The organism is Aeromonas aquatilis (assembly GCF_054052405.1).
The window spans coordinates 88,404-106,750 of sequence record NZ_JBSTYP010000008.1 but is presented as its reverse complement, the minus strand read 5'-3'; the positions used below and the strand labels follow the sequence as shown (position 1 = coordinate 106,750).

Annotated in this window: 14 protein-coding genes, 2 tRNA genes and 1 pseudogene; 3 read left to right on the top strand and 14 right to left on the bottom strand. The window is 61.7% G+C overall.

From position 1 onward, the window contains the following. From ACW5W8_RS04765 to ACW5W8_RS04715, 11 genes and pseudogenes are all read right to left on the bottom strand, one after another. A pseudogene (locus ACW5W8_RS04765) lies at positions 1 to 473 on the bottom strand (IS3-like element ISAeme20 family transposase); the annotation flags it as partial. 220 nt (positions 474 to 693) lie between these two features. Then, on the bottom strand, positions 694 to 1,776 hold the full coding sequence (gene mltB, locus ACW5W8_RS04760; protein ID WP_498626659.1) for a lytic murein transglycosylase B: 1,083 nt from the start codon (positions 1,774 to 1,776) through the stop codon (positions 694 to 696). Between the two features lie 131 nt (positions 1,777 to 1,907). Then, entirely contained in the window at positions 1,908 to 2,522 is a 615-nt protein-coding gene (locus tag ACW5W8_RS04755; protein ID WP_498626658.1) for a CDP-alcohol phosphatidyltransferase family protein, read from the bottom strand. Positions 2,523 to 2,536: 14 nt separating this feature from the next. Then, positions 2,537 to 3,187 (bottom strand): ATP-binding cassette domain-containing protein, encoded by a 651-nt coding sequence (locus ACW5W8_RS04750; protein ID WP_498626657.1) that lies wholly within the window; start codon positions 3,185 to 3,187, stop codon positions 2,537 to 2,539. A gap of 23 nt (positions 3,188 to 3,210) precedes the next feature. Then, a complete protein-coding gene (locus tag ACW5W8_RS04745; RefSeq protein WP_498626656.1) occupies positions 3,211 to 4,845 on the bottom strand; it encodes an ABC transporter permease in 1,635 nt (544 codons plus the stop codon). Between the two features lie 77 nt (positions 4,846 to 4,922). Beyond that, entirely contained in the window at positions 4,923 to 6,119 is a 1,197-nt protein-coding gene (locus ACW5W8_RS04740; RefSeq protein ID WP_498626654.1) for an ABC transporter substrate-binding protein, read from the bottom strand. A 17-nt stretch (positions 6,120 to 6,136) separates the two neighbouring features. Next, positions 6,137 to 8,290 carry a dihydrolipoyl dehydrogenase family protein gene (locus ACW5W8_RS04735; protein ID WP_498626652.1) on the bottom strand — a complete coding sequence of 718 codons (2,154 nt, stop codon included), beginning with the start codon at positions 8,288 to 8,290 and terminating at the stop codon, positions 6,137 to 6,139. After that, positions 8,290 to 8,871: a carboxymuconolactone decarboxylase family protein gene (locus ACW5W8_RS04730; RefSeq protein ID WP_204476638.1), complete on the bottom strand. Its 582-nt coding sequence runs from the start codon at positions 8,869 to 8,871 to the stop codon at positions 8,290 to 8,292. Before ACW5W8_RS04730 ends, ACW5W8_RS04735 begins: the two co-directional genes overlap by 1 nt. Before the next feature lie 25 nt (positions 8,872 to 8,896). Next, entirely contained in the window at positions 8,897 to 9,571 is a 675-nt protein-coding gene (locus ACW5W8_RS04725; RefSeq protein ID WP_498626650.1) for a DUF1499 domain-containing protein, read from the bottom strand. Positions 9,572 to 9,750: 179 nt separating this feature from the next. Beyond that, complete coding sequence (locus tag ACW5W8_RS04720) at positions 9,751 to 10,029, bottom strand: peptidylprolyl isomerase (RefSeq protein ID WP_005334269.1); 279 nt, start codon at positions 10,027 to 10,029, stop codon at positions 9,751 to 9,753. A gap of 133 nt (positions 10,030 to 10,162) precedes the next feature. Beyond that, positions 10,163 to 10,537, bottom strand: coding sequence for a hypothetical protein (locus ACW5W8_RS04715; RefSeq protein WP_043818464.1), 375 nt, complete (start codon positions 10,535 to 10,537; stop codon positions 10,163 to 10,165). Positions 10,538 to 11,051: 514 nt separating this feature from the next. Between ACW5W8_RS04715 and tamA the strand changes: the two genes are divergently transcribed. Further along, entirely contained in the window at positions 11,052 to 12,827 is a 1,776-nt protein-coding gene (tamA, locus tag ACW5W8_RS04710; RefSeq protein WP_263084106.1) for an autotransporter assembly complex protein TamA, read from the top strand. A 61-nt stretch (positions 12,828 to 12,888) separates the two neighbouring features. Further along, positions 12,889 to 16,689: an autotransporter assembly complex protein TamB gene (gene tamB, locus ACW5W8_RS04705; RefSeq protein ID WP_498626648.1), complete on the top strand. Its 3,801-nt coding sequence runs from the start codon at positions 12,889 to 12,891 to the stop codon at positions 16,687 to 16,689. 177 nt (positions 16,690 to 16,866) lie between these two features. On the opposite strand, the gene ACW5W8_RS04700 is transcribed toward tamB, so the two are convergent. Further along, positions 16,867 to 16,951, bottom strand: a tRNA-Tyr gene (locus ACW5W8_RS04700). A gap of 34 nt (positions 16,952 to 16,985) precedes the next feature. Next, positions 16,986 to 17,070 (bottom strand) — tRNA-Tyr (locus tag ACW5W8_RS04695). Positions 17,071 to 17,194: 124 nt separating this feature from the next. Here ACW5W8_RS04695 and ACW5W8_RS04690 point away from each other — a divergent pair. Beyond that, positions 17,195 to 17,704 carry a VC2046/SO_2500 family protein gene (locus ACW5W8_RS04690; protein WP_498626646.1) on the top strand — a complete coding sequence of 170 codons (510 nt, stop codon included), beginning with the start codon at positions 17,195 to 17,197 and terminating at the stop codon, positions 17,702 to 17,704. Between the two features lie 111 nt (positions 17,705 to 17,815). On the opposite strand, the gene hpf is transcribed toward ACW5W8_RS04690, so the two are convergent. Then, on the bottom strand, positions 17,816 to 18,154 hold the full coding sequence (gene hpf, locus ACW5W8_RS04685; protein WP_005334257.1) for a ribosome hibernation-promoting factor, HPF/YfiA family: 339 nt from the start codon (positions 18,152 to 18,154) through the stop codon (positions 17,816 to 17,818). Positions 18,155 to 18,347: the final 193 nt, after the last annotated feature.

The window sequence follows — 18,347 nt, the reverse complement described above, 5'->3', positions numbered from 1 at the left end:
CTGGCGCGTCTTGCTGTGAGCAGCCCGAATGGCGACCTTGAGTCGTTCATCTTCTTGTTGGCGCTGTGACGGTGGACGCTGGCGCCAGTGGTAGAAGCCCGCACGAGAGACCTCCAGCACACGACAGATAACGGAAATGGGATAGAGGTGCTGCTGGTTGGCTATCCACGCGTACTTGGCAGTGACTCCTGAGCAAAGTACGCGGCGGCCTTTTTTATGATGTCGCGCTCCATGTTGGCTTGTGCGAGAGCTTTGCGTAGCCGGGCCACTTCAGCCTCCAGCTCGGCGACAGAACGCGCTCCGGGAATGGCCGATGTATCCTTTCCTCCTTTGGCTGCGACCACCCAGTTGCTCAGTGTGCCTTTGGCAATACCCAACCTTCTGGCGGCTTCAGCTTGGCCAAGGCCTTGCTCCAACACCAGTCGAACCGCCTCTGCCCGAAACTCTGGTGAATAGTGTTCTCTCGATTTCATTCAATACCCCCGATTGTCTCATCGTAACAATCGGGACTGTCTGTGAAAATCAGGATACCTCAAATTGCTGGGGTACGGGTTCTCTGAGCATGGCGCAGTCCATTTATTGACCATGCAGCAATTAGATCAAACCCCGGGATCGGCGTCCAGGGGTTTGTCAGCAGTCTGAAAGGAGCCATTATGGCTCCTTTTTCATTGTCTGTTTTATGTCAGCGAGTTATCAGCGCGCCGCCTTCACCGCCAGCCCCAGCTGCCACACCGCCATGGCGTAGTGGGTGCTGTGGTTGTAGCGGGTGATGGTGTAGAAGTTGGGCAGGCCGTACCAGTATTGGTAGCCGGTGCCGACATCGAGGCGCAGCAGGCTCGACTCGCTGTGGTTGCCCAGGCTGCTGGTTGGCGTCAGCCCTGCGCGGCGCAGGGTGGCGATGGGGTAGCGGGTCTGGAAGCCATGCTCATAGCCGGGCAGTTGGCCCTGACCGCGCACCGCCACCGGTTGACCTTTCTCCCAGCCGTGGGCCTTGAAGTAGTTGGCGACGCTGCCTATGGCATCCACCGGATCCCACAGGTTGGTATGGCCGTTGCCATCAAAGTCCACCGCATAGCGCTGGAAGCTGGAGGGCATAAACTGGCCATAGCCCATGGCGCCTGCATAGGATCCTTTGGGTTCGGTGGGATCCATCCCCTCGTCGCGGGTCATCACCAGGAAGGCTTCCAGCTCGCTGGTGAAGAACTCAGCCCGGCGCGGATAATCAAATGCCAGGGTGGCCAGCGCATCCAGAATGCGGGTCTTGCCCATCACCCGGCCCCAGCGGGTCTCGACCCCGATAATGCCGACGATGATCTCCGGCGGCACCCCGTAGATCTGCTCCGCCCGATTCAGCTCGCTTGCGTATTCACGCCAAAAGTTGACGCCGTTCTGTACGTTGTCGGGGGTGATGAACTTGGCGCGATAGCGGTTCCAGGCGCCGGTCGGGCCGGTGGGCTTCGCGGTGGTCGGCGCTTGGGCATCCATCAGGCGGATGATCCAGTCGTAACGCTCTGCCTGTGCCAGCACCTGATGCAGCTGGGCGTTGTCAAAACCGTGCTTCTCGACCATCTTCTGGACGAATCTGTCCACGTTGGGGCGATTGGCGAAGTCCCCCTTGCTAACCCCTTGTGTATAAACGGGTTTGCTCGATGGCGCCTGATTGATAAAGGCGCTCTTGGGCTGAGGGACGACCACGGGCTTTGGCGCGGGGGCGCTGCTGCAGCCACCGAGCAGGGGGAATAACGACAGAGTGAGAAGAGAGGCAAGGCGACGCATAGGGTTCTCAAAGAGACTGATAAAGTGTCGCAATGGTAAAACATTGTCATCCCCGTGCAAGTGTTCCGTGCGCCTTGTTTGCCGCCAATTCATCGTGCGATGGATTAGCCCTTCTGTGAGGGCTGTGCTGTTTAGGGCTGGGGGGGACGTAGAGTGTGATAGCCGCTCCAGAGTCGGGTCAGGGTGGTGATGGCGCAGAGCAGGGCAAAGCCGTAGGCGAGCGGGGCGAAGGCGGCTGGCCACAGGCACATCAGCACAAAGAGGGCGATGGTCTCGCTCCCCTCGGTGAGGCCGCCCAGATAGTAGAGGGATTTGTGGTGGTAGACCGGATTGTCGATGCCCCGCTTGCCCGCCATGATGGCAAACGCCAGAAAGCTCGAGCCGGTGCCCATAAAGGCAAACAGCAGGGTTGCGGCGGGCAGCGCATTGGCGGGGGCGGCGAGGGCAAAGCCCAGCACCACGGCGGCGTAGAAGATAAAGTCGAGCGTGATGTCGAGAAAGCCGCCGCAGTCGGTGATGCCGGTTTCCCGCGCCACGGCGCCGTCGAGCCCGTCCAGCAGCCGGTTGAACAGGATCGCCGCCAGCGCCCACTGATAGCAGCCAAAGGCCAGCAGCGGCAACGCCAGCATGCCGATGGCAAAGCCGGTGAGGCTGATCTGGTTGGCGCTGACCCCGGCGCGGCAGAGCGGTTTGGCGAGCCGGGTGAGGGGGCTGCGGATAACGGGGAGCAGGTGGCGGTCAAACAAGGTGAACTCCTCGGTCAAAAACGGGCTTCGGTGAGCTGAAGTATGGTGCCCGGCGCGTCCTCTTCGTCGTGGGTCACCAGAATGGCGGGGATGGCCAGCGCCTTGATCTGCGCGAACACCAGCTGGCGAAAGGCGGCACGCAGCGGCTTGTCGAGGCGGGAGAAGGGTTCGTCCAACAACAATGCCTCGGGCTCGGCCAGCAGGGCCCGCAGCAGGCTGACGCGAGCCTTCTGGCCGCCTGAGAGCGCCCCCGGCAGCTTGTCTGCCTGACTTGTCAGATCCACCTGCGCCAGCGTAGCCACCGCCTTTTCTCGCCGCGGCCCGTGTCCCTTCACTCTGGCCGGCATGCCGAACATCAGGTTCTCCGCCACCGTCAGATGGTCGAACAGCAGGTCATCCTGAAACAGCATGCCGATGCGCCGCGCCTGCGGCGGTAGGGCGTTGAGTAGCCGCTCGCCGAGCCTTATCTCCCCCTCCAGCCGGATGGGGCCGCTATCTGTCTGCGCGCCGGGCAGTACCCCCGCCAGCCCTGCCAGCAGGGAGCTTTTACCACAGCCGCTGGGCCCCATCAGGGTCAATACCTCGCCGGGTGCCACCTGCAGGGCGGGCAGCGAGAGCAGCAGATTTTCATCAAGGTAAAGCCGAAGAGGCGTGGTGCTCAGCATATGGCTGTTTCCATCGTGAGAGTTCATCGTGAGCCGCCCCCCTTGAGCGCCGGATTGAGTCGCGCCGGCAGCCAGAGCGCCAGCAGATAGATAACGAGCGGCAGCAGCAGTTGCAGCAGGCCGTAGAGGCCCGCCAGCCGCCGATTTAGGCCGCTGCCGATGGCCACCGCTTCGGTGGTGATGGTGACCACCCTGCCAGCCCCAAACAGCAGGGTCGGCAGGTATTGGGCCAGGCTCACCGCCGCCCCGACGCCGAAGGCAAACAACAGCGGGCGTGCCAGTAGCGGCGCTTTCACCTGCCGCCAGGCTCGCCATCGCGTGGCCCCCAGCAGCAGGGCGCTCTGGGTGATCCGCGGATCGAACTGGCGATAGGGGCCGTGCAGGCAGAGATAGACATAGGGAAAGACGAACAGCAGCTGGCTCCAGAGCACCCATCCCCAGCCAATGCCGCTGCTTATCGAGTCATGTGCAAGCCAGTCCAACCCGAGCCGAATGCCGAACAGCAGGCTGGCCTGCGGCAGCAGCAGCGGCAGGCAGATGAGCCAGAGCGGCCAGGGGCGGCGGCCGGCCTGCGCTTCCAGACTCAGCACCGCCATCACCAGCGCAATCGCCCCGCTCGCCAGTGCCAGCAGCATGCTGGTGGTGAGCAGCGGCGACAGGGTCGGCAGCAGTTCGAGCCAATGGCGACCGCTCCACTGGCTCGGCCAGAGGGCGGGAAAGGGCCAGCGCCGGGTCAGTGACCAGAGCAGCAGCGCCGCCAGCACCGCCAGATTGAGGGTGATCAGGGTGAAGGCAAAGCCCGCGGCGAGCCGGTTGGCAAAGAAGTGGGGCGCCGCCCGTTTGCCATCGAGCCAGCAGCCTTTGCCCATCTCTTTATGAAGCCACTCCAGTAATCTGAGCAGAGCGATGAGCAACGCCGTGATGGCGAGCAAAAGCAGGGCGCCGCTGGCGGTGGCGCCGCGCCAGAGCAGATCCGGGTCCTGATACCAGAGCCACAACCGCACCGCCAGCGGGGCGGGGGCGTCGGGCCCGAGCAGCTGGGCGAGATCCACCACCGCCACACCATATGCCGCCACCGCATAGAGGGGCAGGCGCAGGGCTGGCCAGAGCGCCGGTAGCAGCAGGCGCCACCAGATCTGGGGGGCGCTGAAGCCAAGGCTTGCCCCCAGCCACTGCTGGCGTGCCAGCTGGATGGGTTGCTGTGCGGCCATCGCCATCAGCAGCAAAAAGGGGGTCTCCTTGAAAACGAGCAGTGCAATCAGCCCGAGCCCCCAAGGATCCCGAATGGTCTGCCAATCGGGGGGAAGATCAAACCCCGTCAGCGCTGGCGAGAGGAGCCGCAGCAGCCAGCCGGAGGGGGCGAGCAGAAAGGCAAAACCGATGGCAAAGGCGACGTGGGGCATGGCCAGCATCGGCGAGAGCAGACGACGGAGCAGCCCGAAAGCCCGGCTGTCGCTGTGGGCCAGCAGCAGGGCGGTCAACAGCAGACTACCGAGGGTCGAGGCGGCGCCAATCCACAGGCTCAGTGCTGCTGAGTGCCAAAGACCGGGTTGGGCCAGCAGCAAGGCGAGATGAGAGGCGGCCATCCCCTCCGCCAGCAGTTGCCACAGCCCCGCCAGCAATGGGATGACGAAGAGCGCCAGATAAATGACCGCCATCCCCGCACTCATAGTGGGGTGGCGTGTCAACCGGCGCCACGGTCGGGAGCGGGAAAGCGGGTGACCAGCGGCACTCATCAGTGACTGTAACGCTCGGCCCAGGCCGCTTCCAGCTTGAGCTGCCAGCTGGGGTGAGGCTCGGCTACCGCTTTGAAGCGCAGTGCCGGTTGCCCCTTGGCTGAATCAGGCAGCGCATCGGCCCGCAGCACGCTGGGATCACCCCAGAAGGCCGGATTGGCCTTGCGCGCCTGCGCCGCCGGGCTTAACAGAAAGTTGGCGACCACCTTGGCACCCGCACGGGCACTGGCGTTAAAGGGGATGGCGAGAAAATGGCTGTTGGTGAGCGACCCCTTTGCCATGGCGACCGCCTCGACGCTGGGGGGCAGGGCGCCAATCTGGGCGGCGCTCTGCGCCTCCTGCGGATTGAAGCTGATGGCCATGGCCAGTTCGCCATCATCGAGTAGCTGGCGGGTTTCGGCGGCGCTGGTGGGGAACAGTTTGCCCTTGCGCCAGAGTGCCGGATGCAGCTCATCGAGCCAGGCCCAGAGCGGGGCGGTGAGTTGGGTAAACTCGGTATCGGTCGTCTCCCGATAGAGGGGGGCGGGGTTTGGCGTCAATTCCAGCAGGATCTGCTTGAGAAAGCTGGAGCCATGGAACTGGGGCGGCTTGGGATAGGTGAAGCGGCCGGGATGGGCCTTGGCCCACGCAAGCAGGGCCAAGGCCGAGGTGGGCGCTCTGGCGACCTCTTCGGTGTCGACCATCAGATTGAGCTGGCCGATGCCCCAAGGGGCTTCCAGCCTTTCCACCGGCAGGGTGAAGTCCTCACTCACCGGCAGGGTGCTGTCGACCAGCGCCATGTTGGGTAGCTCGGCGGTAAAGGGAGCGCCGAGCAGCCCCTGCTCCTTGAGCGCCTTGAAGTTCTCGCCGTTGACCCAGAGCAGATCGATGGGGCCGCCAGCTTGCTTGCCCGCCTGCTTGTTGGCCAGCAACTGGCTGACGCTCTGGGCAATGTCATCCACCTTCACCTGCACCAGTTTGACCTGATAGTCGCGCGCCAGCTCCTGCCCGGCCCACACCAGATAGGCGTTGATCTCCGGGCTGCCGCCCCAGGCGTTGAAGTAGACGGTTTGCCCCTTCGCCTCCTCAAGGGTCTGTTGCCAGTTGTCATAAGGGCTGGCTAACAGCGGGCCGCTGGCCAGCAGTGGCAGGGCGCACAGCAGGGCGTTTAGCCGCTGTTTGAGCTGTGAGTTGAGTTGTGAGAATGGCTTGAGCATAAATGTTTCTCTGGTTGTCAGGCGCCACGGCGCCAGCGGTGATAACGGGCCAGCAACGCCAGCACCAGGGTGGGCTGGTGGGCCCGTTTCCATTCACCCGCCACATATTTATTCCCCTCCATCAGGGTGGGATAGGCGTGAATGGTGCCGAGGATCTTGCCAAGGCCGAGGCGGTGACGCATGGCGAGTACGAACTCGGCAATCCGCTCACCGGCGTGAGTGCCCACTATGGTGGCGCCAAGGATAGTATCCTTGCCCGGCACGGTCAGCACCTCGACAAAACCCTGGCGCTCCCCATCGGCGATGGCTCTGTCCAGCTCGGCCAGCTCGAAGCGGGTCGCCTCGAAGGGGATCCCCTGCGCCTCGGCCTCCTTGCGATTGAGGCCGACCCGGGCAATCTCCGGCATGGTGTAGGTGGCCGCCGGAATGACCCGATAGTCGGCCCGAAAGCGCTTGAACTGGCCAAACAGGGCATTGACCGCCGCATACCAGGCCTGATGGGCGGCAAAGTGGGTGAGTTGGTAAGGGCCCGCTACGTCTCCCACTGCCAGTATGCTGGGGAAGTTGGTGGCAAGAAAGCCATCGACCGCTATGGTGCCGCGGGGGGCAAGCTCGACCCCCAATGCTTCGAGCCCGAAGCCGCTCACATTGGCGACCCGACCCAGTGCCAGCAGCAGTTGAACCCCTTCCACCACCTGTGTCTCATCGCCACGGCGCAGTTGCAGCCGGATGGGGAGATCCCCATCGGCTGCGGGCAGATAGTCGGCTCGTTCGGCGCGCCAGCCGGTGAGTAGCTGCACACCATCGCGGCTCATCTGCCCGGCCAGCGCATCGGCAACCTCTCTATCTTCGCGGGGCAGCAGTTGCTCCGAGAGTTCCACCAAGGTCACGGGAATGCCGAGCAGGGCGAAGCTCTGGGCCAGTTCGCAGCCTATGGGGCCGCCGCCCAGTACCAGCAGCCGGCGCGGCGGGGTGCGTAGTTGCCAGAGGCTATCCGAGGTGAGGTAAGGCACCTGATCAAGCCCCGGCAGCTTGGGCACCAGCGGCCGAGCGCCGGTGGCGATAACGATATGGCGGCTGGCAAGGCGCTGGCCGTTCACTTCTACCTCCCAGGGTGAGACCAGCCGCGCCTCTCCTTCGATGCACTCCACCCCAAGCCCCTGATAGCGCTCGATGGAGTCGTGGGGCTCGACCTCCTTGATAACCTCAGCCACCCGCTCCATCACGGCGGCAAAATCGGCGCGGGAGTGGCTTGGGCTAAAGCCCAGCTCGTCGGCTTTACGCTGCTCTGCGGCAAAGCGGGCGCTTCGGATCAATGCCTTGGAGGGGACACAGCCACTGTTGAGGCAATCGCCCCCCATCTTGTGCTTCTCGATGAGCGCCACCTTGGCCTTCACCGCTGCGGCGATATAGCTGGTGACCAGCCCACCAGCGCCCGCACCTATCACCAGCAGGTTGTAGTCGTAGCGAGCGGGCTTGCGGTAGGGGGAGAGCAAGCGGCGCAGTGCGAGCTTGGCGGTCAATTTCTTGACCAGCCAGGGCATCAGCCCCAGCAGGGTCAGCGCGACCATCAGGCCGGGGGAGAGGATATTGCCGGTGCTGGTTAACTGGCCAAGCTCGCTGCCCGCCAGCACGTAGACGAAGGTACCGGGCAGCATGCCAAGCTGGCTGACCCAGTAGTAGGTGCTGACTCTGATGGGGGTGAGCCCCATCAGCAGATTGACCAAAAAGAAGGGGAAGATGGGGATGAGGCGCAGGCTGAGCAGATAGAAGGCCCCCTCCTTCGCCATGCCGGACTGAAAGGTGGCCAGCTTGTCGCCAAAGCGGGCGGTGACCCAGTCGCGCAGCAGAAAGCGGGCGCTGAGAAAGGCCAGGGTTGCGCCTAGGGTGCTGGCAAAGGAGACCAGCAGCAATCCCCAGGCGACGCCGAAAACCGCGCTGCCACCCAGGGTGAGCAGGCTGGCACCGGGCAGGGAGAGGGCGGTGCTCAGCACATAGATAAGCACGAACAGCAGGCTGGCCGAGACAAAGTGGCTGTCGACCCATTGCGCCACTGCAGCCTGCTGGGCCTGCAAGGCGACCAGACTGAGGTAACGACCGAGATCGAGGGCAAAAAAGGCGCCGATAAGGCCCCCCATCACCAGTGCAAGCAGCAGGCGGGTCCGGTTCATCAGGCGTCCTTGTTGTCTGGCTGGGCAGGGCGTTCCGGTTGCACCGGCAGCTGGCAGAAGCCCTGCGGCGCGATATCGAGGGCCGCGTTGAACTTGGCTGACATGTTCTGAAAGGCGATAAGACCGGTCAGCTCCACCATGGCGTCGTCATCGAACCAGGGTTTGAGGCGGGCCGCCTGCTCATCGCTCACCCCATCCAGGCCAGTCATCGCTTCTGTGTAGTCGAGCACTGCTTTCTCCCGCTCGTCGAACAAGGGGCTTTCGCGCCAGTTGGCCAGCGCCTCCACCTTCTCGCTGGAGCCGGCTCTCTTTACCAGGGTCATGGCGTTGATGTCGACGCAAAAACGACACCAGTTGAGCTGGGAGACCCGCACCGTCACCAGCGAGCGCAGCACGGGGTCGATGGGGGAGCGCTTGCGGTTGATGACGCCGTAGAGGGTGGCGACGGCGGCAAAGAGGCGCGGCGAGCGGCCCCAGCACTTGCCCGGAATAAGCACCTGACCATAGTTGCGCTTTTGCAGCCAGAAAAAGGGGCGGATAAACCAGGCATATTCCCGGTCGGGTTTGACCTCAACGCGCATCAGTTACCTTCTTGTTGTTTCACACTTACGGTTTCAAATTGGGTTTGTAGGCTTGGCCCAACCGCTCATTCAGGCGGGTCAGGAAATCCTCGATCCGCGCCCGGTTGGTGCCCAGATCGCTTTGCCCCTGACGGGATGCTGATCGCATATCGATGCGAGTCTCTTTGGGGCCGGCAAAGACCCGCAGCGCCACATCATCCTGAAAGCCGAACCAGCCGGTGGTGACCACTGCATCCAAGCCATCCGGGCTCGGTCGTACCTGCCAGCCCAGCTCCTGCATCAGCTCCTCAGCCTCAATAACCACCTCTTCGGGGGCGGTATGGGTAAAGAGAGGACCGGGATTTCTTTCAAATGCTTTCAGCGGGGCGCTATTAATTGGCAGATCCTGCGCTGTTCTGAGCTCTGCCGCCCAGCGCAGTTGGGGGGGATTGTAGGGATCTGTGCTCACATCGTTGATTAGCGGCATGCGCAGCGCCTGCAGCACAAAGGTCAGCGGCAGCAGCAGTGGCAAGGCGCCAAGGCCGCTGGCGTATCGGTTGCGGCTCCAAGGCAGGCGTACCAGCAAGATCAGGGAGACAAGGGCTCCGATGAGACAGATCGCAAAACCGATCCACCAGGGCCAGAGATGAAAGCGGCTGCCGAGGGCGCCAGCGAGCGGGAGTAACCAGGCCAGCAGGGGCCACAAGCAAGAGCGGGGCATAGCACGGGATCCATCGTCGAATGTGGACAATGCCGAGAAGGATAAACTTAATTGCCTGATAACGTTAGTAAATTGATGAGAGTTTGGCGTGGTTTTGGTCAGTTTTGCGAGGGAGATGCAGAGGTCGGTGAAGCCCGCCTGACGGGAGCTTCACCGAGAAAATGGTCAGTTGCGATGACTTAGTTGCGATAGAGCACTTTGATCAGATGGAAGCCGAACTTGGTGCGCACCGGCCCCAGTACCTTGAGCAGCTCGCCCTTGAATACCGCATCGTCAAAGGGCTTGACCATATCCCCTTTGTTGAACTCCCCCAGATCGCCGCTGCGTTTTGCAGAAGCGCAGGTGGAAAAGCGCTTGGCCATCTGGCCGAAGTCGGCTCCCTTCTCGATCTTCTCCTTGATCTCCAGACACTGTTTTTCGGTCTTGACCAGAATGTGCTGGGCACAGGCTTTTTTCATCGGGGCGCTCCTGGGAGTGATGGCGAAGGTTGTTAACGCCAAGGGTGGTAGCAAATCGGGGCGCAAGAGTACCCCAATTTGCCACCGGCGTCAGCCATCACAGCCCGCCATTTACCGGCTATCGTCAGCCCTGTTACTGGCGAGCGCGGGTGGCCAGCACGGCGCGGGGACGCGCTTGCCAGATGATCTCCAGCCCGAGCAGGGCGTAGAGGCTCCAGATAGCCAGTGGATTGAGCCACTCACCCCCCAGTTGCAGGGTCATCAGGGCGCAACCTGCCAGCAGCAAGGTGATGCCCGGCAGCCGCCAGTGGACGGGCAGGGGGGCCAGCAGCGCCATCGCCAGCAGAATGCCGAGGCCAAACGGCAGGTTCAGGGCAGTAAAGGCCAGCGCCTGCTGGCCACTCATGCCGGTCAGCAGGGCCAGCAGGGCGCTGCAACAGGCGAGAAAGGTGATGAACTCGAGACGATCGGCAATATAGTCAGCCATCTGTTCGCTACGTGCATGCATGATGTGTCTCCTTCAGTTGATGGTTCAAGTGTGAGGGAGGGACGTTCGCAAAGGCAGCGGGATAATTCGATTGCGCTGAACGAGCAATTCTTAATCACCCGCTACGGCGGGCTTTGGCGTGTGCCGGGCCTGTTAAACGGTGAGGGTGGGGCTATGCCGACAAACTCTGTCGTGGTGGGTTTCTGGTGGTAAAGAGAGGGGGAGAGGTGACAAATGGTGTCTGACGACGAAGGCAACCTTGTTCAGAGCGGGTCAGTTCGCTCCCATCGGGAAAGCGGGCGGTGTCATTGTCAGCAAAATGTGTGATTTGTGGTCAACCTCTTAAAAGATATGGCGAATTTGCCAATGGTGCTGCGCTGTTGCTGGCGGATGCCTATGTTAGGATAAGGTTCGCCATTTTTCTGGCGCGCATTTTTGTGTCACGACCATGCTTGGCATGGCGTGCTGCGCCGCATTCGGGGTTGGCCCGAAAGGGCGCTGGTTTCCTTCACCACAGATTCAGGAATATTGACCTTTGACAGGATGCATTTCATCCCTGCTGGCAGGGCGTTCACTGTCCGGCCCTGCGTTTCGCCGCGGTCTGCGGGTACTGGGGGGGGGCCTGTTGCTGTCGCTGCTGGCTTCGCCCGCGTTTGCCGCCAAGCTCACCTATCAGGTCAAGGGGTTGAAAGGGGAGAACAAGGATAACGTTGAAGCCTACCTCAATGCCCTGCCGGTCTATCAGGAGCGGCAATACCGCCCGGCTCGCGCCAAAATCACCGAGAGCGTGCAAAAGGCGCTGCAGGTTTATGGCTACTACCAGCCGAAAATCACCCTGAGCCGCGACAAGAAGACTCCGTCCAAAGTGGTGATTGAGGTGGACAAGGGGGAGCCGGTCATCGTCTCCCGCCTCGATATTCTGCTGGAGGGGGATGCGGGCAGCGATGAGCTCTACAGCGCCCTGCTGGACAAATTGCCCCTTAAAGAGGGCGAGCCCCTCAACCACGCCAAATATGAATCCATCAAGGCGGATCTCGGCAGCCTCGGGCTGGCCCGCGGTTACTTTGATGCCAAGCTGAGCAAGAGTCAGGTCAAGGTGTTCCCGGACAAGGGGACGGCAGAGATCTTTATTCTGTTCGAATCGGGCCATCGCTACCGTTTTGGCGAGATCCGCTACGATGCCACCCCCGAAGCGCTTCACCTGATCCGCCCGCTTATCAACATCAAGAGCGGCGACCCCTATCTCGCCATCCGTCTGGCCGAGATGTCGCAGGATGTCTCCTCCACCAAGCTGTTCCGTCAGGTCGATATCAAGCCGGTATTGAGCGAGGCGAGCAACTATCGGGTGCCCATTGCGGTGACGCTGGATAACCGGGTCGATCACGAAATCGAGACCGGTATCGGTTATGCCACCGACGTGGGGCCGCGGATGAGTGCCACCTGGGAGAAGCCCTGGGTCAACCGCTATGGTCACCGTCTGTTTGCCACCGCCAAGGTGTCGGCGCCGGAGGCAGAGCTCAGCTTCGACTATCAGATCCCGGTGGGCAACCCGCTGCGGGACTACTACTCCATCCAGACCGGCTACCAGTACAAGGACAACAACGATACCCGCTCCGATCTCACCACTATCGGTGTACACCGCTGGACGCGGCGGCCGGAGAGCTGGGATCGGGACGTTTTTATCCGGCTGGAGAACGAGATCTATACCCAGGGCGCCGACGAGGGGAACAGCTTGCTGTTGATCCCCGGGGTCTCCTGGTCCCGGCTGCGGGTGCGCGGCACCCTGGTGCCCGACTGGGGGGATCGCCAGCAGCTGACGCTGGAGTTCTCCGATCCCAGATGGGGTTCCGACATCAGCTTTATGCGGGTGTGGGGGCGTAGCAAGTGGCTCCGTACTCTTGGCGATAACCACAGATTCCTGATGCGGGCCGAGCAGGGGGCCATCATAGGTGACAGCTTCTCGCTGGTGCCGCCGTCCTTGCGCTTTTTTACCGGTGGCGATCAGACGGTGCGCGGCTTTGGTTACGAGAGCATCTCCCCCACCGGGCCGGATGGCAAGCTGACCGGTGGCCGCTACACCAGCGTGGCCAGTCTGGAATACAACTACCGCTTCAGCGAGAAGTGGCTGGGGGCCATGTTTGTGGATGGCGGCACCTCCACCACCGATTACAGCGAGCCCTGGAAAATAGGTACCGGCGTCGGTGTGCGCTGGGTCACCCCCATCGGTCAGGTCAGGCTGGATCTGGCGGTCGGGGTATCGGAGGAGGACAAGCCCTTGCGGCTGCATTTCGCATTGGGGCCTGAATTATGATCTTGTCTAAACGCTTTTTTCTTTGGCCGCTGCGGCTGTATCTTGCGCGGGGGTCTGCATTGTGATCTGGCTAAAACGCATTTTCCTCTGGCTGATGGGGCTGGTGTTCCTGCTGTTTATCGGCGTCAGCCTGCTGGGCTTTACCCATCAGGGCAACAAGTGGTTGTGGCAACAGGCCAAGGGAGCGCTGCCCTCCCTCAAGGGTGAGCTGGTGGCGGGCCAGCTTGGCTATGGCTGGACCCTGGAAGGGGCCGGCTGGCAGGATGAGCTGGTGGATGTGACGGTGGATCGCGCCGTGCTCGACTGGGATCTCGGCAAGTTGCTGCAGGGCAAACTCTGGATCAAATCGCTTGAAGTGACTCATCCGGTGGTGAAGGTGGCCGACTCCGAGCCTGCACCGGAAGAGCCTTCCGAACCCTTTGTCTGGCACCCGCTGCCACTCAAGATCCAGGTCGATAGCCTCAAGGTAGCCGATCTCGATCTGGCGGTGCCCGGCGTGGCCGTGACCCTGGGGTCGCTCGATATCGGCGCCACCCTCAACCGCAAGGGGCTGATTGTGCGCGGGCCTGTGCTCGATAACCTGAAGGTGACACTGGATGACGCGGCACCCGCCAGCCCAGCCAAATCCGCCAAGCAGCCGACTGCTAACGAGAAGCAAGCCGGTGCTGCGGTTGCTCGTACCGACAAGGCCAGCGCCAAGACCGTCAAACAGGGCAACGGGGCGTCAGCTGCGAACACGGCAAAGGCTGCCCCCATTGTCCTGCCCGCCATTCATCTTCCTTTCCCCATCCAGCTGGAAGGGGTTAGCGCGACTCGCGTGAAATATAAGCAGGGCGAGCTGATCGAAGGGCTCGACAAGCTGCTGCTCTCGGCCACCGCCGTCGATGATCGCATCGAGGTGCGCGAGCTCTCGCTGCGCCACGCCATGGCCGATCTGGCGCTCAAGGGACACGTCCAGCTCAGTGACGACTACCCGCTGGCGGTGACGCTGGATGCCAAGGCCCGCAAGGGGCTGCTGGATGGCGAGCTGCAGGGTGAGCAGGCCACGCTGGCGCTGAACGGTTCGGTCGGCAAGCTGGGGTTGGCGTTGTCGGCCAAGGGGCCGGTCGCCGCCAGTCTCAAGGGCTCGCTGGCCGCCCTCGACCCGGATCTCCCTTTTGATGTGGCCCTCGACTGGAAGAGCCTCGGCTGGCCTCTTCACAAGCCTGCCAAAGATGAGCCGAGCTATCGGTTGGACAAGGGGAGCCTGACTGCCAAGGGCAAGCTCTCCGGCTATCAGTTTGCCCTCAATACCTCCGGCAAGGGAACCGATGTCCCCCCCTTCAAGCTTGCGCTGGACGGGAAGGGGGATCTGGAGCGGCTCAGCAAGATCGCCTTGCAGCTCAACGCCCTCAAGGGGGAGCTGAAGCTCGATGGCAAGCTGGCCTGGAACAAGGGGATCGAGTGGCAGGGAACCACCCTGTTCAAGGGGATCAATCCGGCCGAGCTGATGCCTGAGCTGAAAGGGACGCTGGCCGGTGAGTTGGAGAGCCGTTTCGTGATGAACGAAGCGGGCCACTGGGAGCTGAAACTGCCCAAGCTCAAGGTGGATGGCAAGCTCAACCAGTACCCGCTGGCCCTCAAGGGGGAGCTCAGCGGCAACGACAAGATGGAGTGGCAGATCCCGGCGCTCTCGCTGCAAAGTGGCCCCAACCAGTTGCAGGCCAAGGGCAGTATCAGCAGCGCCCAGTGGAGACTCGATGCCAACCTGCAGGCTCCCCAGCTGGGGGGCATCTATCCCGGCCTGAAAGGGGATATCAAGGGGCAGGTGAAGGTCAGTGGCAATCAGCAGACGCCAAAAATCGATGCGGATCTCGCCTCCGACCGGCTCTACTATGCCGGCACCGACCTGAAGGGCATTAGTCTCAAGGGTAATGCGGTGATCGGCGCCAAACCGGCCGGTGAGCTAGCGTTGTTGGTGGCGCAGCTGAAACAGGGGGAGACCAAGCTCAGCCAGCTGGCCCTGAACCTCAGCGGCGATATCGGTCAGCATCTGTTGACCCTGACCATGAAGGGTGACCCTGTTGCGGCCAACCTCAAACTGGGTGGCGGCGTGCGCGGAGATCACTGGCGCGGGGCGCTCTCCGAGTTGCAGTTGAAAACCCCGCTGCGCCGTTGGGACTTGATCTCCCCCTGGGCACTGGATCTCGATCTGCCGCGTCAGCGGCTGGCGATGGGGGATCTCTGCCTCGGCTCCCAGGGGGCCAGCCTCTGCGTCAAGGGGAGTCAGGTCTCCGCTGCCCAAGGGACTCTGGAGTTTGCCCTGAGCGAGTTTGATCTCAAGCGGCTACGCCCCTGGTTGCCGGACAACTTCCGCTGGCAGGCGATGCTCTCGGCCGATGGGCGTGCCAGCTGGCGTGGCAATCAGCCGACCCTGCATGCGGTGGTGCGCACCACGCCGGGCACTTTTGTGGCAGATGGTCTAAAGACCGACTATCAGCAGCTGGCACTGGCCCTGGATTTCGAGCGGCAGCAGGCGGCCATTCGCCTCGATTTTGCCTCCAAACAGATCGGCAATATCGATACCGACTTGCTGATCAGGGAGCCTGCCGGTCGCGGTCTGCTCGGCGGTCAACTCAAGTTTGACGATCTCAAGCTCAATACCTTCGCACCGCTGATCCCTGAGGTGCGCTCCCTGCAAGGGATCATCTCCGCCGATGCCCGTTTTGACGGCACTCTGGCGGCGCCCCTGCTGTTTGGCCAGCTCAACCTGCGTGACGGTGAAGTGCAGACCCACTCCGACATGGTGACCCTGACCAAGCTGGTGACCCGCCTCAAGATCGAGGGCAACCGCGCCGAGCTCGATGGATCCATGTTGGTGGGCAAGGGGCCGCTGGCGTTGGGCGGCTGGCTCAGCTGGGCCAAGATGCCGGTCAGCGGCAGCCTCACCATTCAGGGCAAGGATCTGGAGGCACAATATCCGGGCATGGGCCGGGTCAGAGTCTCGCCCGATATCGCGGTGTCGCTGGGGGAGGAGACCCGGATTACCGGTCAGGTGGATATTCCCTGGGCGCGCATTCTGGTCAAGAGTCTGCCGGATTCGGCGGTGGCGGTCTCCGACGATGTGACCGTGGTCTATGACGATCTGCCTCCGGCTCCCAAGCAGGCCAGCCTGCCGCTGGCGATGAAGGTGGCGATCCGCCTTGGCAACGATGTGAAGCTCGATGCCATGGGACTGAAGACCGATGTCTCCGGTGGCCTCAATATCCGTCAGGATCCCGAGAAGCCGCTGGCTGGCAATGGCCAGCTGGTGCTGACCAACGGCCGCTTCAAGGCCTATGGTCAGAACCTCATCATCAAGGAGGGGCGGATCCTCTTCTCCGGTCCGCTGGATCGGCCCTTCCTCAACATCGAGGCTAACCGGGATCCCGATACCATAGAAGGTCAGGTGACGGTTGGGGTGCGGGTGACCGGCCCTGCCAGCAAGCCTGAGATCACTGTCTACTCCGAACCGCAGATGGCGCAGTCGGAACAACTCTCCTATCTGCTGCGCGGCAAAGGGTTGCAGACCGGCGGTGAGGATGGCGGTTTCAACGGTCTGCTGGTGGCCGGTGCGGTGAGTCAGGCCAACGGTGTGGTGTCGAGTATCGGCGAGTCGCTGGGGATGAGCGATGTCTCCCTCGATACCGCGGGCAGTGGTGACAACACCCAGGTGACTCTGTCTGCCTATCTGCTGCCGGGCTTGCAGTTCCAGTACGGGGTCGGGGTCTTCAGCCCCATCGCCGAGTTCAAGCTGCGCTACGAGGTATTGCCACGGCTCTATCTGCAGGCGATGAGCGGGGTGGCTCAGGCGGTCGATATCTTCTATCGCTTTACTCTGTAACGCTTCATCCCGTAACAGGGCTGATATGAACCTAAACGGGAGGCGCAGGCCTCCCGTTTTTTTATTGCGCGATCGGCAGCAGGCAAACGGCGATAAGGGACTGGAGTGCAGAGGTAGAATGGATTGCGACGGGCTATAAATGCGAAAACCCGGCGCTAGGCCGGGTCTTCTGAATGATGGTGGAGGGAGAAGGATTCGAACCTTCGAAGGCAGAGCCGTCAGATTTACAGTCTGATCCCTTTGGCCGCTCGGGAACCCCTCCACGGGGTATTGCTTTCAACTTGTCGCACTTGAAATGGTGGAGGGAGAAGGATTCGAACCTTCGAAGGCAGAGCCGTCAGATTTACAGTCTGATCCCTTTGGCCGCTCGGGAACCCCTCCACAAGTGCGAGGCGCATACTAACAGATCTTCCGGTTTTGTGAACCCCCAAGCAGGATTTTTCCATTAAAAGAATTGGATTTGTGGCCGATAACCAGTGAAATCGCCATTTTCGAGAGTTATCTCATGCTGCCCAGTTCAATCCGTAATCACCTGCTCGTCGATGAGGGCCAGTTGGGGCAGCGCCTCAACCGTGACCTGCAGCATGGGGATCGGGCTGATTTCCGGCTGCATCTGGCCCTGCTGACCGACGCGGTGGAGGAGCAGCCCTGGTTTGATGCCAAAGCGGCGGCCACTCCCCAGAGCCGTGACTGGCGTCTGCACTTTGAGCTGAGACCGGCAGAGGTGCTGGTGGCTGAAGGGGCGGGGAGTGACTGCAGTGCCATCAATGAGCGGCTGCAGCAGGGGGGAAGCATGGTGGATGTGCGGCTCTGGCTGGCGCTGCAAACACCGCCGCTGGCGGTCAAACAACCGCTGCTGGATGAGGCTGTCTACGACAACCTGTCACCGCTGGCGCGGGAGCGGTTGCAAGGAAAGCTGGCCGATATGCCACGCCAGGAGGATCCGCTGGTATTGCTGCCGATCCTCGACCGTTTGCAACAGGGAGTGGATACCCGGTTGCACTGGCTTAGTTGATGGCGTCTGTTCACTGACGTAATGCTGTGCTTGTGGGGTAAATCACAGGCAACAAAAAGGCGGGTAACCCGCCTTTATGCTCTTTGGAATTTTTAGCCTTGCGGCATGCTATCAAGCGTCAGCTTCATCCGGTTGCGGCTGCTCTTTGAGTGCGGCATTGGCACGACGGGCAATCGGCTTTTCGGTGTGACGGTTGAGTTGGCGCTCCAGTTTTTGCCCCAGTTCGTTGATGGCGGCGTAGAGGTCCTCATGCTCTGCCTGGGCAAACAGTTTGCCGTTGGGGATGCCAGCACTGGCTTCGACAGTGAACATCAGACGCTCTTTGGAAACAATCACATGGGGTGTGATGAGAGGCACCTGAAGACGTTCGAGCTTTTCAAAACGGGATTCGATGCGCTCGCGGATAGCCGGGGTGATGTCGATGATTTTGCTGGTAATTTCGATTTTCATATTGGCCCCCTTCGGGTCGTCTTGCTTGTGTCTTCACCTTCAGATTACTCATTGCTAAAGATTGAAATGTGATCTATGTCACATAACCTTCCCTTAGCTATTCAGCAACTTATAAATTGTGATCTTTTCCGGTTTCGTGCCAAAAACAGCTTGAGCTCCATGAAACTGGCAGGCAGTATGACGGGAATAGGAT

Excerpts from the sequence above, each read along its gene's own strand:
- mltB (WP_498626659.1), bottom strand. The coding sequence starts at position 1,776 with ATGCGTCGCCTTGCCTCTCTTCTCACTCTGTCGTTATTCCCCCTGCTC.
- ACW5W8_RS04750 (WP_498626657.1), bottom strand. The coding sequence starts at position 3,187 with ATGCTGAGCACCACGCCTCTTCGGCTTTACCTTGATGAAAATCTGCTG.
- ACW5W8_RS04745 (WP_498626656.1), bottom strand. The coding sequence starts at position 4,845 with ATGGCGGTCATTTATCTGGCGCTCTTCGTCATCCCATTGCTGGCGGGG.
- ACW5W8_RS04740 (WP_498626654.1), bottom strand. The coding sequence starts at position 6,119 with ATGCTCAAGCCATTCTCACAACTCAACTCACAGCTCAAACAGCGGCTA.
- ACW5W8_RS04735 (WP_498626652.1), bottom strand. The coding sequence starts at position 8,290 with ATGAACCGGACCCGCCTGCTGCTTGCACTGGTGATGGGGGGCCTTATC.
- ACW5W8_RS04730 (WP_204476638.1), bottom strand. The coding sequence starts at position 8,871 with ATGCGCGTTGAGGTCAAACCCGACCGGGAATATGCCTGGTTTATCCGC.
- ACW5W8_RS04725 (WP_498626650.1), bottom strand. The coding sequence starts at position 9,571 with ATGCCCCGCTCTTGCTTGTGGCCCCTGCTGGCCTGGTTACTCCCGCTC.
- ACW5W8_RS04720 (WP_005334269.1), bottom strand. The coding sequence starts at position 10,029 with ATGAAAAAAGCCTGTGCCCAGCACATTCTGGTCAAGACCGAAAAACAG.
- ACW5W8_RS04715 (WP_043818464.1), bottom strand. The coding sequence starts at position 10,537 with ATGCATGCACGTAGCGAACAGATGGCTGACTATATTGCCGATCGTCTC.
- ACW5W8_RS04690 (WP_498626646.1), top strand. The coding sequence starts at position 17,195 with ATGCTGCCCAGTTCAATCCGTAATCACCTGCTCGTCGATGAGGGCCAG.
- hpf (WP_005334257.1), bottom strand. The coding sequence starts at position 18,154 with ATGAAAATCGAAATTACCAGCAAAATCATCGACATCACCCCGGCTATC.